A 15288-nucleotide genomic window follows, 5' to 3' on the forward strand; every position below is an offset into this window, starting at 1 on the left:
CTTTGGAGATTCAAGAAATGGCTAAACGTTTTAGTCCCGAATTTAAACAGCAAGCGATTGATTATGCACTTTCAAACTCACACGAGTCTGTAGCTGCAATCGCCCAGAAATTAGGTGTGGGTTATTCAACATTAGATAAATGGATTCGTGAAACCAATCCGGCAGGTTCAAGCAAACGTCAACTTTCACCAGAACAACAGCGGATCGTGGAATTAGAGAAAGAAGTCAAACAGCTCAAGGAAGCCAATGACATCTTAAAAAAAGCGCATGTGTACTTTCTAACAGATCATGCCAAGAAAAGTACACGGTAATTCAAGATCTAGATATGAATGAAGTCACCGTATCTTCTGCCTGTAAATACCTAGGTGTCAGCACTTCAGGCTATTATGCCTGGCGAAAACGTCAAGCCAATACGGCACAGAAATATAATGAATTAAAAGCCGTATATTGGCAGCATCATGCACGATTGGGTGCACCTTCATTAGTACATGACATACATGATTTAGGTTACAACATGAGCGAACGTACTATTGGAAGGATGCTAAAAAAGCTTGGTTTACGTAGCAGGATTGCACGTAAATACAAGCATACGACTGATTCAACCCATCGTTTGCCTACAGCACCCAACTTGTTGGATCGCCAATTTACAGTTACTCAGCCTAATAAAGTCTGGACAACAGACATTACCTATATCCGCACTAAAGAAGGTTGGTTGTATTTATGTGTGATGCTAGATTTATTTAGCCGTCGTATCGTGGGGTGGCAAACCAGCCATCGAATAGACCGCCAGTTGGTGTGTGATACGTTTAACTATGCAATGGCTCGTCAGGGTTATCCAACTGGTGTTATGGTTCATTCGGACCAAGGCTCACAGTACTGTAGTCGTGATTTTAGAGCGCTGTTACTGAAAAATGATTGTACTCAGAGTATGTCTAGACGTGGAAACTGTTGGGATAATGCAGTGACTGAAAGCTTCTTTCATACATTAAAAGGTCATGTGGTACATGGCAGTGTGTTTTCGACTCGAAAAGAAGCGAATGCTGTCTTGTTTGACTATATTGAAATTTATTACAATCGAGTCAGAAGACATTCTGCAAACGGCTGGTTAAGTCCAGAAGCCTTTGAACAGAAATATATTAAAAGTTTAGAGGGGCTGGTTGTCCACGATACTGTCTAGGATCAATGGTCATACCCTTCTCTTAGGTTAAGTGTAAGAGGATATTCTTGTTCCAAACAAATATCACTAAGAAGCTTAGGCCTTAACTGTTCTTCAAGAAAATCATCAGCTGTTCCCTGATCGACTAAAATAGGTAAATGAACTTCAGCGTTTTTGATTAATTCAATCGCATCATAGCTTTTCCATAAAGTTTCGGTTTCACCTAGATAGTGTGTAAAAGCCTTTTTCCCCCAAGGTACTTGGCTAGGTGCAACAATTGGTGCAAAAGCAGAAATACTTTTATACAGCTCAGGGTTTTTTAAACCAATTACTAATGCACCATGACCACCCATGCTATGCCCCATAATACTTTGGACTTGATTGGTCGGAAAATTCAGGTCAATCAGATTTCTGAGCTCCTCCACAATATAATCATACATTTTGAAATGCTGTGACCAGGGTGCTTGTGTTGCATTCACATAGAATCCTGCGCCTTGGCCTAAATCATAATCTGCATGATCTGGTACATCCTCTCCACGTGGGCTAGTATCTGGTGCAACAATAATGACTTTATGTTCAGCCGCATACTTTTGTGCTCCGGCTTTAGTAATAAAGTTCTGTTCGTTGCAAGTCAGTCCTGATAACCAATATAAAACTGGCAACCGCTCATCTTTGTCATGAGGTGGCAGATATATTGAGAATTTCATTGAACAGTTTAATGCTATTGACTGATGGCGATACACTTGTTGCGATCCACCAAAAGAAGCATGTTTCTCAATTATTTCCATAATCAATTACCTATGTTGAGCAAGACTTCATGAGAAATCAAGTAAACAAAGAGTCTGACATTCTCCACAGAGAATAGTGATAAAGAATTAAAATGTAGGCAGGTTTATTGAACCTATACACGATGCCTACACAGATAGATCTGTTTTACAGATAATGTACCGTTTTAGAGGATTCCATGCATGTCAATCATGATTCACATGCATGGAAAAGCATAAGGTCTGACGCAATTATTCGTAATGAATTACAGTACGAATTGACTTACCTTCATGCATTAGATCAAAGGCTTCATTGATCTGATCCAAGCCCATCGTATGTGTCACAAATGGTTCTAATTGAATTTTACCTTTCATGGCATCTTCAACCATTCCTGGAAGTTGCGTACGACCTTTTACGCCACCAAAGGCAGAACCTAGCCATTTACGACCAGTAACCAGTTGGAATGGACGGGTAGAGATTTCCTGACCTGCGCCAGCTACACCAATAATTACGGATTGACCCCAGCCACGGTGTGCACTTTCAAGGGCTGCACGCATTACATTCACGTTGCCAATACATTCAAATGAATGATCTACACCCCAGCCAGTCATTTCGACAATGACTTGCTGGATTGGTTTATCGTAATCTTTAGGGTTCAAGAAGTCCGTTGCACCAAACTCTTTTGCCAGCGCAAATTTATCTGGATTCATGTCAACCACAATAATACGCCCTGCTTTAGCTTGACGTGCGGCTTGTACGACTGCCAAACCAATACCACCTAAACCAAAGACCGCAACACTATCACCTTCTTGTACTTTAGCCGTGTTGTGTACTGCACCGATACCCGTTGTGACACCACAACCTAGTAAGCAGACATGTTCGTGATTGGCTTCAGGATTGATTTTAGCCAATGATACTTCTGCCACTACCGTGTATTCACTGAACGTTGAGCAGCCCATATAGTGGTAAATCGGTTGACCATTGTAGGAAAAACGAGTGGTGCCATCTGGCATTACGCCTCTACCTTGAGTTTCGCGAACGGAAATACACAAGTTCGATTTTCCAGATTTACAGAATACGCACTCGCCACATTCAGCAGTGTAAAGTGGAATAACATGATCACCTGGTTTGATGCTAGTCACGCCTTCACCAACCTCAACTACAACACCAGCACCTTCATGCCCGAGAATAGCCGGAAAAACACCTTCAGGATCATCGCCAGATAAAGTAAATGCGTCTGTATGACACACACCGGTATGGGAGATCTTAATTAATACTTCACCTTTCTTCGGTGGTGCAACATCAACTTCAACAATTTGAAGAGGTTGACCAGGACCAAACGCAACGGCAGCACGTGACTTCATGGAATAATTCCTTATACAGATCTATTTTAAATATGATTTTAGAATCTTGGCGATTTCAGCCAATTCTTCTTTTCGTTGTTGTTCTGTGGTTTCACCTGATACTAAAGTGTCCTTTAAATGAACCTCCAACATTTCATTCATCAAACCATTAATAGCACCACGCACAGAGCATATTTGTTGCAGAATTGCACCACATTCCACATTGTCTTCTAACGCTTTTTCAATCGCTTGCGTCTGACCTTTGATCTTTCTGACGCGTAGAAGAATCTTTTTTTTGTCTTCAACCTGATTAGGCATCAGACCTCCTTATTAGCTAGCATTAATACTATACTACCCCATAGTATAAAAAAAGCAATATTTTTTATAAATCGAAAATCAAAAAGCTCTTTAGCGAAAATTTTCTATTCCTGTTTTTAGTTTTTTTTAAATTAACATCATAGAGCTTATGCGAAAGTCACAAAAAAATGGGACTTTTAGCTCCCATTTTTTATTTTGTCTCATGTTCTTTGTAATGCTGTGACCTTTTAGAATTATGTTTTAAATTTTAGCCACCTTGTAGATATTTTGAACGTTTCAAGCCTTGAAAATACTACCGAAAGTTTAGATTAAACTGCCTTTACAGACTCTAATAGAATATTTTTAGTGAGCGGATGATATTTATTATTCATTATTAAGGAATTATTAAATCCTATAAATATCATTTATTGGATTAATTTACTTTGGTACTGTGCACATCATCCCCCAGTTAAAAAATAAGGAACAATTATGAATAAGATGATGAATGCTCTTATCTTAGAAAATTTTGGTGATCATGAATTTAAACGTGTAGAACTGCCTATACCTCAACCAGAGGCTGGGCAAGTTCTAGTACGTATTCATGCTAGTGGTGTAAACCCTATTGATTATAAAATTCGTCTTGGTGAAGCACCATATGCTATGCCAGAGCTTCCTGCCGTGTTGGGAACAGATATGGCTGGGGTTGTCACTGCTGTTGGTGAAGGTGTCACCCACTTCAACGTTGGAGATGAAGTTTACGGTCTGATTGGTGGCGTTCGTGGTCTTCAAGGATCTTTAGCAGAATATGTTGTAGCAGATGCCGATCTGATCGCATTAAAGCCACGCAATATCTCTATGCGTGAGGCAGCAGTACTACCATTGACGTTCCTCACCGCTTGGGAAGGTTTAGTGGATAATGCGAAGGTCCAACCAGGGCAAACTGTACTGGTTCAGGGTGGTGCTGGTGGCGTTGGTTATATGGTTGTTCAGCTTGCAAAAGCACTTGATGCAAATGTTTGGGCGACTGGTCGTACAGCTGATCAATCACTGATTTCAGAACTCGGTGCAACACCTCTCGATTACACAACAGCATCTTCCGATGACATTATTGCTGCAAGCCCTGAGGGTCAAGGTTTTAACATTGTTTACGACACTGTGGGTGGTCCAGTACTCGAAGCTTCACTTTCCATGACAACTCACTATGGCCACATTACCAGCTGTGCTGCATTTGGTAATCATAATTTAGCGAGTTCATCTCTACGGTGTGCCACAGTGTCTGGCGTATTCGTCCTAATGCCGATGTTAACAGGCAATCGCCGTGCTCATCATGGTGATATCCTTAAGATCGCGACTCGTCTTGTTGAGGAAGGTAAACTGCGTCCTATTGTTGATCCTCGTCATTTTACTCTAGACCAAGCGATTGAGGCTCATGATGCTGTTCAAGATCGCTCTGCCAATATTAAGGTCGTGATTGATGTCATTTAACGCACTTCAGGCCAAGACTTGGCGCTTCAATAGTATTGGAGATACAGATGTTCTGACATTAGAAACACTTCCTGTTGCTTTACCAGCAGCAGGAGAAGTTCTAATCCAGATGAAAACGATCGGACTCAACCGGGCTGATGTAATGTTTCGGCGTGGTAATTATATTCAAAAGGCAGTATTCCCTTCTCGTCTCGGATATGAAGGAGCAGGCATAGTTCTTGCGATAGGTGAAGGTGTACGCCAATTTTCTCCAGGAGATGCAGTATCGATTCTTCCGACTGACAATCTAGCCAAATATGGGACATATGCGGACAAGCTCCTGATTCCAGAAACTTTTTTAGTTCACAAACCCGATAGTTTAAGCTGGGAAGAAGCTTCTTCAATCTGGATGCAGTATTTGACGGCTTGGGGTGGTGTAATCCATGCTGGTGGAGTTTCGAAAGGAAAAACGATCTTGATCACAGCAGCTTCAAGTAGCGTAGGACTAGCTGCGATACAGATAGCTGAAGCAGCGGGAGCTAAGGTCATTGCAAGTACACAGACGATAGAGAAAAAGCAACGTTTACTGGATCTCGGTGTTAAAAATGTTATAGCCACTGAAGATGAACCAGATTTGTATGAGGCGCTTGTATTACGTTTAGGTGGAGAACATCTTGATGTCGCCTTCGATGCTGTAGGAGGGCCTCATATTGAACAGATTGCAAAAGCGATGTCTGTGGGAGGAACTATGGTTATGCATGGTGCACTTAGCCCGGAGATCACACCATTTCCCCTTAAAGTTGCATTATGAACCGTACCGGGTTTGTCGGAGACTTTTTTATTTAAGTTAGGCCACCTGACCTAACGGGTTAATCTTATCATAGTACATTGCTTCAAACTCAAAAGGCGACTTGTAACCCAATGCACTGTGTACACGCTCTTTATTGAACCAATCTACCCAGTTGAGTGTCGCAAGTTGTACATCCGCTAAACCTTGCCAATCTGCTTTTAAATATTCAATCACCTCTGTTTTGTATAAGCCATTCACTGTTTCAGCCAAAGCATTATCGTATGAATCACCAGTTGTACCGACTGACGCTCGTAAATTTGCTGCTTCTAGACGATTGGTATAGCGAATGGAAAGATATTGCACACCTCTATCGGAATGATGAATTACATTCTTTGGCATACCTCGATCATGCAAAGCTTGTTCTAATGCATCAAGCACCATATCTGTATTCATACGTGTTGATACTTTCCATCCAACAATTGCTCGTGAAAACACATCAATAATAAATGCGGTATAGACCCAACCTGACTTGGTTTGAATATACGTAAAGTCACTGACCCACAGCTGATCTGGATGATCAGCACTAAAATTACGTTTCACTAAATCATTCGCTCGTTTTTGATCATCTCGGCTACGGGTGGTTTGTTTGTTCTTACCTCGCCAAACACCTTGTATACCTAGCTTTTTCATTAATCGAGCAACAGTACAGCGTGCAATAATATAGCCTTCACGTTTCAGTTTTTGCCAGACTTTACGTACACCATACCGACCTGAACTTTCCTTCCAAATTCGTTTAATCTCCTCAGCATGATGCAAGTCATGTAAATCTCGCTTTGCTCGATGTTCTGGATTTTCGCAGAGATCTAGAGTCCGGTAATAGGTTGAAGCTGCGATCGGTAAAATCCTACAAATCGCATCAACACCATATAAGTCTTTATTGTTATGGATGAAATCCACCATTATTTGTGTGGGCGGTCGAGCTCCGCCTGGGCGAAAAAAGCGGCTGCTTTACGTAGAATTTCATTCGCACGTTGCAGTTCTTTATTTTCGCGTTCCAGTTGTTTGATACGTTCTTGGTCTGAAAGCTGCTGTACTTTAATAGGATTTTGCTGATCTAAATGCTTTTGATGCCAGGCACGAAGTGTTTCAGGAGTACAACCAATCTTAGGCGCAATTGCTGTGATTGCAGCCCAAGTAGAAGGATAATCTTTTTCAGATTCAATCAATAATTGAACCGCTCTTTCTCTGATTTCAGGGGTATATTTTAATTTTGTCATCGGGATAGTCTCTCAGAATATTGACTCTCCGACAAACCCGGTACGGTTCATAATTTTCAAGCTTAATCTATACAGGTATATTTTGTTGAATTACGTTTTTTTATTAAGATATTTAAGGGAAAATTCTTACGGAAAAAATGTTTTTTATCACTGAACCATATACAAGTAGCTAAATTATCGTGCAATTTTTCAACCATCATTGGATGACTACCGTAAACTAGGTAAACAATATCACCAATATAGATATTATTCATCTTTAGTCAGCCAAGCATAAGATCAAAATTCTGAAACTTCTGATAAATAAATTAATGCCATCAATTGAGAACTTTTTTTAAGCTGAGAAAGCATTTATAAAGTCCAATTAAGTCCTTGTCCCATTTCATAAATAATGAGTATTAATGCAATTACCATTAGTGAAATGACAATGGCTTCGACCTTAGTGAGAATCTTAAATTCTCCACCTTTCATCTTTTATATAATAAACAAAGTGAACAATAAATAACAATAATGTTACAAAAAAATTACTGGATGTTACAAAAATAAGGCTGGTAAAGAAAAATCTCTCAAAGGAGGTGCTAATTCTTTTCAAACTTAACCTTATGTACTAGGCGATTTCCTGTATAAGACTCATGACCTACTGCGATCATATCAACACCACCTTCTTCTTCTAAACTTAATAAGAAAGTATGGAAACCCCGCATGTCATTTAACTCAATATTATTGCTGATCCATTTCATCGTACCTGGTTCCATATTGTTTATGTCTTCTTGGATTTTATTGTAGGGGGGATTACCGCAGTTGACCATTTGCTATGCTCTTTTTATAATTTGCCATTAAATTATCTTCGCTATAAAAGATTTTTAAGAAAATCGGTCTGTATTTGGCCAATTAACGCTACAAAAAAAACTCATCCGATAAGTATTCTTACCTAAACCCAAGGTTCTATAACTTGGATCCTGAATATCTTACATACGCAGACATAGCTCATACATCGGAATTTAAACTTAGCCTCTACACTGAAATTAAGTTTTAGAAACATAGAGGAAATTCAGATGGAAAAGTATTCAAAGATTCTAATCCTGAGCTTATTTGGATTTACTGGAACAGTAGCTATTGCAGATGAATCCATTCCAATAGAAGCAACTGCCGCCGCCGAAGCACAACAGGTTGCTTTAGATTATGGAAATGAGAAAGACAAAAAATCTGAATCATCTGAAAGCCCTTAATTAAAGGAATGCCGGTCAGTTAAGAAATTGACTGGCATTTTCTTGGGTATTTCTGTGGTGTCCCTTTCATAACTCGTGGGCAACTCCTCACTCCCTCTCAGGCAAAACATATCTCTTAGATTTTTCCAGTAAACTTTCTAAATGTTTAGGTAAATTACCTGCGGAGTCTAAAGAGTCGAATCTTAATATATTCAGAATGCCAATAGATGCAATATGAAAGCTGGTTCTCAAAGGACTGACTTTTGCACGTTGAGCCATATGTTTCATTGTCTTCTTAGAATATTATAGGCAATACCCCCCATAATTCTTGATAAACTAAATCAGGTTGCTTGCTCCTCAAATGCTTGCCCTCCTGTAAATCACTTTTGATTTCTCGGTAACACATTTTTATTTCCCAGCGCTGAGCATAAAGCTTCGCCAAGCCTATCAGTGGATATGTCTTTGGGTCCATTAATAAAGTGATATAACGTCTAATTTTCCCTGCCTGCTTAACCTCAATCAAACGCGCTTCCCAATACCCTGTTGCCATTAGAGGCCAAAAGCCGCTGTAAACTGGATCCTGAACTAAAAATCTATAATCAGGAAATCAATAAAGAAGAATAGAAATTAAGTATGGATTGGCAGTCTAAAAACTTTCAAAATGCTTTCAGAACGTTATCGCAATAGAGCTAAACGCCCCCCTTTTGAGATTCAATCTAGTTGCTGGAATTTATAATTTGCAACTGAGTAAGAATGATTTATGAAGGCGGTCTAATGCTAATCTAAGAAAATAAAAAAAATCCTAAAACCATTTAACTTCTTAGGATTTGAATGGGCAGGATATAAATATAAGCTTATGCTTGAATATCTAAGGTCATTTCAATTTTGTCCTGTGACCAGATTTCGATGTCATATTCAATCACTAGATCATCTGATTTTGAAATACGTTCAATATAAGTGGCGGTTTGACTTAAAGGAATACCTAAGTGCTGGCTCTCAAAATGAGACACACCGGTATTTTTAATTTTTAACTGACTACTCGTGTAATTATAATGAAAGTGATTTTTAATGACATCTTGTACCGAAGTAATCACATCATAATTCAGCACATTTGGAAACAGCGCAACAGGTAAATAATTATATTCTAGAAGTACAGGTACATCATCAGCATAACGTAAACGAATAATTTCAATAAAGCCCAATTTACGATTTTCTTCACTAAAAAGATTACTGTGATCCAATCGCTCCAACTGTCTGGTCGAGATTAGTTCAGTTCTGACATTAAAACCCTGTGCCTTCATATAAGAACGAAAATTTTCAATTGAGTTTGGAGAATATTGAATTTTTTTATTACTCACGAACCAGCCGAGATTTTGCCGTTTGAAAATTTTATCTTCGGCACGAAGCTGTTCATAGGCCTTACGCACTGTTTCCCTTGAACAGTCAAACTTTAATGCCAAGTACCGTTCGGATGGAATCATTTGATTAGAACTATAATTTTTCAATTCAGCCTCAATCAAATCTCTGATTTCCATATACTTCATTCAGTGAATCCAGTGAGTGCTCATAAATGATAAAGATAGTACTAAATTAAAGAACAGAGGAAAATTAAAAACAAGGTACGATCAGTAAAAAGATGCATTCCTTTGTTTTAATGAGAATGTTTAGCAGCATGATTAATACGTGATTCTGAGAGAATATCGTTGTCCATTCATAATGTTATCATTTATGCAAAAAGAATAGACTAAATTTGTCTAGGAGAGTGGTGACGGTTCAATCTAACTAAAAGGCATCTACCAAATGGCGGCTATTCGTAATAGTCGACTGAGAAAATCACGTACCTTGATTCTAAGCAGTTATTGCCCACCTCCATACTAGCACGTTTCCTGGCACAGTCCCTATCTGTACACTTGAATGCCTTTGACTATCTAAAGGTAATCTTTAAGAAAATGGGATTTATAGGGCAATATACTAAGATCTCTAGATCTGTTGAATTCGGCAAGCTCACTGAGTGTGGTTCCGTAACGTGACACTAGGTAACGTCTTGGGCTGCTGTCTGTAGGCAAAAATTAAAGCTGTGGTTTAAGGCTGGCATATTTTAAGATTTATTTTAATTTACCACTGATGTCTGGATTTTTAGCTAATTATACCATATCCAAAAAACATATATTTACTAATAATTGCTTAGGCTATTTATTATAAAAAACAACCATATATCATTGATATATGAACATTTATTTCTATTTTTTCTATAGACATAAATTAATTAATTTTTTAGGCCCCCATACACTATCTAAGCTGAGTCAATTAAAACCTGGTATAAGTCAATGTCACATTGACTTATAGAAATAATATTTAAAAACCTTTTTTTATTTTGAATTAGGGTGTCATCAATTAGCTTGAGAAAATCCTACCGGTCCTCATAATTTCTTCATGAATAAACGCTATGCATTAATAGATGATTGGTGGGAACAGGTTAAAGATCTGTTACCTGGACGAATGGGTACTGTTGGAGTAACGGCCAAAGATAACCGACTATTTGTTGAAGCGCTATCGTTCAGGTATCCCGTGGCGAGACTTACCCGAACGCTTCGGTGATTTTAGAGTAGTGCATACTCGTTTTAGTCTTTGGGCTAAAACAGGTGTGTGGCAGAGAGTCTTTGAAGTGCTGTCACATGACCGTGACAATGAATATGTGATGTTAGACTGCACCCCATTGTACGTGCTTACCAACACAGCGCTGGGAGGAAATCAGGCGAATAGGCGCAGTAAAGGGGGCTTAAGCACCAAAATTCATGCCCGTACTGATGCTTTAGGCAACCCGACAGGATTTTATCTCACGGATGGGCAGGTTCATGACTTAAACGGTTCAGATGTGTTGCTGGACTTATCGTTGAGCCAGACCTGGCTTATGGATAAAGCCTACAACTCCAGGGATCGGGTCATTGATCTAATTTTAGAGGCGAAGGGTCAAGTTGTGATGCCAGCGAAAAGTAATTCTATTGATCAGCGTGATTATGATTGACATATCTACAAGGCAAGACATCTGATCGAGAATTTTTTTGCCAAGCTCAAACAATATCATGCTATTGCCACACGCTATGATAAATTGGCTCAAAACTTCTTATCAGCGATCTTTCTGGCTTAATTGATAACACGTCCTAGTTTGAGATTGTCAAAAAAAGTGTAGCAACTTGCTACACTTTTTCACTTTTCTGAATAAGCTGTTTTAAAAAATCTTCTAGTTGTAAGAGACTAGCTTCGTCAATTTCCGAGATATTCAGAGAAACCTTAAGCTGTTTTTGATTGAGTTTGATATTCCCCGCAATCTTACCTGCATATTCAATTTTTCTAACCACAGATGTTGTGGTCAGTTTTCCTGGATCCTGACTCAATATTTTTTCAGCATAGGCAGTAACTTTACTTTGCTCTAGTTTTTTGTCTTTTACTTTTTCCCAAGCCCCTAGCAAAGCCTTTTCGGCCTCAGAAAGTTGCTCTATATGATCCGACAGAAATTTTTTGAATGCAGTTGCAGCAGTACGACCTAGTAGGCCTGGTTCCACATCAAGGTCATTTAAAATTACTTGAGGCAGTTTTTCGTATGCTAAATACTTGTACATATCTTCGCGATTTAAACCCAGTGAATTGGCTAAACGTTGCTTGTTTTTCTTTAACTTCTCATCAAGTGAGTTCAGGCCAATAAAAATTTCATAATCTGTCAGGTCCTGACGCTTTAAATTCTCTGCTAAGGTTAACAAAGATGCTTCTACATTATTCGCATCAATGATAATCGCTTCAATCACAGACTTGCCGAGTAAATGGTGCGCCCGTAAGCGCCGCTCGCCTGCAATGAGTTCATATTTCAGATTATCAAGTTTACGTACTGTAATGGGCTGCAACAGACCGACTTCATTAATGGAATCCGCCAGTTCTTTTAATTGTGACTCTTCAAATAATTTACGCGGCTGGTTTGGACTGCGGCTAATATCCTCAATAGGAACATTACGTCTAAACTCTTTCAGCTCTCTAATATTGTCTTTCTGTGCTTGCTGATGTTTTTCTGTATTCTGTTTCAGTTTCTGAGCTAAAAGCTCTTTGGTGCTTGCCATAATACTCTCAGGTTTAAACTTTAGCTACAATTTCATTGGCAAGGCTTTCAAAAGCCTTACGTACTTTTGAATTTTTTTCTACATTCAAAAGTGATTGTTGCAGAATCGCTGCTTGATTAACTTTAGTACTTTGAGGAATGGTGGTCTCTAAAAGTTTTCCTACCTGTTTTAAGGCTTCATTCCGAATCAGCTTACAGACATTCTGACGTTCATCATGCTTAATTAGTAAAGCGCCTAAAAGCTCTAAATCTGGATTAATACGTTTGATCTTTTCAAGATGATTTAAAAGATCTGTTACCCCATACAATCCATATTGTGATCCGGATTCGATAGGAATAATGACATGTGTTGAAGATGCCAGGGCATTGCTGGTTAATAATTTAAGACTAGGTGGACAGTCGATCAATATAAAATCATAAAGATCTTTTAACAGTTCTAACTTGATATTTAACTCTTCAGAAGGACGGGGAGCTTCTTCTTTTAGTTGGTCTTCAGTTTTTCCTAAATTCAAGGAACCATAAATTAATGATACTTTTTCAAAGTTCGTTTCTTCTTGTAATGCATCTGCCAACAACGAAATATCGCCCACTAGTAATTCTGCTGTAGTCACAACAATTTCGCTTGGATGTTGGATCCCAATGTGTAAACTTGCGTTTGCTTGAGGATCTAAATCAATGACTAAAACCTTGTTGCCCAGATTGGCAAGTTCTGAGGCTAGGTGCACAACAGTCGTTGTTTTGCCACATCCGCCTTTATGATTAGCAACAGTAATAATTTTTGCAGACATGCGTGTCAGATGCTTCCGTATTTGAATGTTTAGTAATATAAATAACTTTCACTCATCTTACTATAGTTTTAAAATTTATAAATCCTATTTGTTCAGATGTAAAACAGCTTAAAAATAAATCTTTAACTAAGCTAGCTTAATTAATAATTAGAATAATTAGTTATTTAGCTAATTAATAATTAAGAGTGTATTTTTATTATATAAAACAAATGCTTAGAGTTTTAAAAGTGGAAGCTTTGTCACTCTAAAGTGGAAGGTCTGTCACTCTAAAGTGGAAGGTTTGTCACTCTAAAGTGGAAGGTCTGTCACTCTAAAGTGGAAGCTTTGTCACTCTAAAGTGGAAGGTCTGTCACTAGGGTGGAAGGTTTGTCACTGCTATTTTTTAAACCGCTATTTTTATTTAAAAATAATTTAAAAAACAATTATTTAATATGTTAATAAAGTCTCGTAACTAAGCCTTAAAGGTGGAAGGGTTGTCACTGTATATTCTTAACCTGTGGATAATCTGTTTTTATTGGATATTTCCTGATGATTATATGTGCAGTTATACCTTTCGAATCTAACTGAAAGGTGGAAGCCTTGTCACATCAGGGTTTCTATTTAACTTAACCTATCTGAATGTGGGTGAAAAAAGTAAAAATAGTCATTCTAAACTGTAATTTCGGGGGCTAAAGGTGGAAGGTCTGTCACTGTAGGGTGGAAATACTGTATTTAATTCCACTTTAAAGGCAAAAAACCGGATAATAACGCTTTTTTTTGATGACGGACCTTCCACTTTTAGAATCTTGTGGTGAAAGTCTTGAAAGTTTTTCCACTTTTGTATATAAAAACTAAGTCAAATTATAAATATCACGGTTATGACAGAATCTGAACCATTGCAAGAAGAAACGAATTATATTCCCTACTGTATAGGCAACATTCGCCATAATGGCGTTGTCAGTACCAGTAACCGCTTAATTCGCCCAATCGAGTTGTCATCCAATGAATATAAGGCACTTCTATATGCAATGGCGGTTGCGAATTATAGTGAGAAAAATAGGGTAGATGGTGAAATTACCGAACAAACTTATATTTATTTGTATAAGGATGATTTGGCAGATTTACTAGGATTAAATAAACGTAACTCAATTAATGTTGCAATAGATCGGATCTATAAAGAGCTTTCATCCCGGGTAGCTCATTTTATTATTGAGGAGCCTGCTGATAATGGTAAGAGAAAGACTAAAAAAGTACATTCTGTCGTTCCCATTATCCGTGAGTTAAGATGGGAAGATGACTCTAAAAATGCGATTCAGATTCGTTTTACTAGTGAGGTGTTGCCGTATTTCACTCAACTGGCTGGGGGTAATTTTACTACCTATCAGCTAAAACATCTTTTTGCCCTAGATTCTGTTGCCAGTATGAGTCTTTATACTTATTTCATTAAAAACGAATTTAAGTACGCCAATCAAAAGAGTTATGAAGTGCCATTACTTTTAGAAAACTTGAAAGCACTGATTGATATTAATGAAACCAAATATGATCGCTGGGTAGATTTTAGACGCTATGTATTAGACAAAATAGTGGCAGAAATTAACGAAAATACAGATCTACAATTAGAGTATGAAACCGTTAAGAAAGGCCGTCCAATTGTAGGTGTGAATTTTAAACTGCATCATCGGATTGCTGATAAGGCACTGGATGAAATTGCAGTGATCGAAAAAATCTATCTTGATGTTCCATTTGAAGACAATGCATCCGTAAAAGAATTAGGGGCTAAATTCGATACGAATGTACGTTCTTGGTATATTTTTAATAATGATGAAAATTATCAGCAGTTCAAGAAGTGGTTTAAAAAAGTAGGATGCCTCACTGACTCTCAAGCAAATATTGTCATTAATGACACTTTATTCCAAATGGATTTTGCTGAAATTGGTATGGGGCTGAATGACTTTAAACGAAATATGAAGCATAAACTTAAAAACAATCCGGAATTCGTTCAAAGTATTCGTGAAAGACTGAATGATATTTTTGGTAAAGAGCTGATCTAGCGAAAAGTGTAGCAACTTGCTACACTTTTTTAGATATATGTTCGTAAAGAATACAAGTGGTAAGG

At 38.1% G+C, this 15288-nt stretch carries 11 protein-coding genes, 4 pseudogenes and 1 other annotated feature; of the genes and pseudogenes, 6 read left to right on the forward strand and 9 right to left on the reverse strand.

All coding sequences use genetic code 11. The features are described from left to right. Positions 1–17: 17 nt before the first annotated feature. Positions 18–1177, forward strand: a protein-coding gene (locus J7649_RS15495; protein ID WP_219310206.1) for an IS3 family transposase whose coding sequence is annotated in 2 segments (ribosomal slippage) — positions 18–252 and positions 252–1177 — 1161 coding nt in all. Because the reading frame shifts where the segments join, the coding sequence is not laid out codon by codon here. A gap of 5 nt (positions 1178–1182) precedes the next feature. On the opposite strand, the pseudogene fghA reads toward J7649_RS15495, so the two are convergent. From fghA to J7649_RS15510, 3 genes and pseudogenes are all read right to left on the reverse strand, one after another. Continuing rightward, positions 1183–1944: pseudogene (gene fghA, locus J7649_RS15500) on the reverse strand (S-formylglutathione hydrolase); the annotation flags it as partial. 228 nt (positions 1945–2172) lie between these two features. After that, positions 2173–3285, reverse strand: a complete 1113-nt coding sequence (locus tag J7649_RS15505) for an S-(hydroxymethyl)glutathione dehydrogenase/class III alcohol dehydrogenase (RefSeq protein WP_219310208.1) — start codon at positions 3283–3285, stop codon at positions 2173–2175. Positions 3286–3306: 21 nt separating this feature from the next. Beyond that, positions 3307–3582, reverse strand: a complete 276-nt coding sequence (locus tag J7649_RS15510; protein WP_001133624.1) for a metal/formaldehyde-sensitive transcriptional repressor — start codon at positions 3580–3582, stop codon at positions 3307–3309. Between the two features lie 468 nt (positions 3583–4050). Here J7649_RS15510 and J7649_RS15515 point away from each other — a divergent pair, with 468 nt between their 5' ends. Continuing rightward, positions 4051–5046: a zinc-dependent alcohol dehydrogenase family protein gene (locus tag J7649_RS15515; RefSeq protein WP_151676294.1), complete on the forward strand. Its 996-nt coding sequence runs from the start codon at positions 4051–4053 to the stop codon at positions 5044–5046. Next, a pseudogene (locus J7649_RS15520) lies at positions 5036–5833 on the forward strand (zinc-dependent alcohol dehydrogenase family protein); the annotation flags it as partial. The gene J7649_RS15515 and the pseudogene J7649_RS15520, both read left to right, overlap by 11 nt. A 39-nt stretch (positions 5834–5872) precedes the next feature. Here the strand turns inward: J7649_RS15520 and J7649_RS15525 are convergent. Further along, positions 5873–7092, reverse strand: a protein-coding gene (locus J7649_RS15525; protein ID WP_219310209.1) for an IS3 family transposase whose coding sequence is annotated in 2 segments (ribosomal slippage) — positions 5873–6816 and positions 6816–7092 — 1221 coding nt in all. Because the reading frame shifts where the segments join, the coding sequence is not laid out codon by codon here. Further along, positions 6701–6817, reverse strand: a sequence feature (AL1L pseudoknot). (Overlaps the previous gene by 117 nt.) 575 nt (positions 7093–7667) lie before the next feature. Then, positions 7668–7829: a hypothetical protein gene (locus J7649_RS15530; protein WP_219310242.1), complete on the reverse strand. Its 162-nt coding sequence runs from the start codon at positions 7827–7829 to the stop codon at positions 7668–7670. A gap of 315 nt (positions 7830–8144) precedes the next feature. Between J7649_RS15530 and J7649_RS15535 the strand changes: the two genes are divergently transcribed. After that, positions 8145–8318, forward strand: a complete 174-nt coding sequence (locus J7649_RS15535; RefSeq protein ID WP_004281965.1) for a hypothetical protein — start codon at positions 8145–8147, stop codon at positions 8316–8318. Between the two features lie 19 nt (positions 8319–8337). On the opposite strand, the pseudogene J7649_RS16950 reads toward J7649_RS15535, so the two are convergent. Continuing rightward, positions 8338–8835, reverse strand: a pseudogene (locus J7649_RS16950) (IS4 family transposase); the annotation flags it as partial. A 316-nt stretch (positions 8836–9151) separates the two neighbouring features. Then, positions 9152–9841: a GntR family transcriptional regulator gene (locus tag J7649_RS15545; protein WP_004647775.1), complete on the reverse strand. Its 690-nt coding sequence runs from the start codon at positions 9839–9841 to the stop codon at positions 9152–9154. A gap of 889 nt (positions 9842–10730) precedes the next feature. Here J7649_RS15545 and J7649_RS15550 point away from each other — a divergent pair. Then, positions 10731–11445, forward strand: a pseudogene (locus J7649_RS15550) (IS5 family transposase). A 49-nt stretch (positions 11446–11494) separates the two neighbouring features. Here J7649_RS15550 and J7649_RS15555 read toward each other — a convergent pair. Further along, positions 11495–12406 carry a ParB/RepB/Spo0J family partition protein gene (locus J7649_RS15555; RefSeq protein WP_103801007.1) on the reverse strand — a complete coding sequence of 304 codons (912 nt, stop codon included), beginning with the start codon at positions 12404–12406 and terminating at the stop codon, positions 11495–11497. 13 nt (positions 12407–12419) lie between these two features. After that, positions 12420–13193: a ParA family protein gene (locus tag J7649_RS15560; protein WP_004647772.1), complete on the reverse strand. Its 774-nt coding sequence runs from the start codon at positions 13191–13193 to the stop codon at positions 12420–12422. Between the two features lie 857 nt (positions 13194–14050). Here J7649_RS15560 and J7649_RS15565 point away from each other — a divergent pair. Next, positions 14051–15223 carry a replication initiation protein gene (locus J7649_RS15565; protein ID WP_004647771.1) on the forward strand — a complete coding sequence of 391 codons (1173 nt, stop codon included), beginning with the start codon at positions 14051–14053 and terminating at the stop codon, positions 15221–15223. The last annotated feature ends 65 nt before the right edge of the window (positions 15224–15288 follow it).

Source organism: Acinetobacter lwoffii, assembly GCF_019343495.1.
Classification (GTDB): domain Bacteria; phylum Pseudomonadota; class Gammaproteobacteria; order Pseudomonadales; family Moraxellaceae; genus Acinetobacter; species Acinetobacter lwoffii_P.

Coding starts and splice junctions, on each gene's coding strand:
- J7649_RS15560 (WP_004647772.1), bottom strand. CDS start 13,193: ATGTCTGCAAAAATTATTACTGTTGCTAATCATAAAGGCGGATGTGGC.
- J7649_RS15510 (WP_001133624.1), bottom strand. CDS start 3,582: ATGCCTAATCAGGTTGAAGACAAAAAAAAGATTCTTCTACGCGTCAGA.
- J7649_RS15555 (WP_103801007.1), bottom strand. CDS start 12,406: ATGGCAAGCACCAAAGAGCTTTTAGCTCAGAAACTGAAACAGAATACA.
- J7649_RS15545 (WP_004647775.1), bottom strand. CDS start 9,841: ATGAAGTATATGGAAATCAGAGATTTGATTGAGGCTGAATTGAAAAAT.
- J7649_RS15530 (WP_219310242.1), bottom strand. CDS start 7,829: ATGAAATGGATCAGCAATAATATTGAGTTAAATGACATGCGGGGTTTC.
- J7649_RS15515 (WP_151676294.1), top strand. CDS start 4,051: ATGAATAAGATGATGAATGCTCTTATCTTAGAAAATTTTGGTGATCAT.
- J7649_RS15505 (WP_219310208.1), bottom strand. CDS start 3,285: ATGAAGTCACGTGCTGCCGTTGCGTTTGGTCCTGGTCAACCTCTTCAA.
- J7649_RS15565 (WP_004647771.1), top strand. CDS start 14,051: ATGACAGAATCTGAACCATTGCAAGAAGAAACGAATTATATTCCCTAC.
- J7649_RS15535 (WP_004281965.1), top strand. CDS start 8,145: ATGGAAAAGTATTCAAAGATTCTAATCCTGAGCTTATTTGGATTTACT.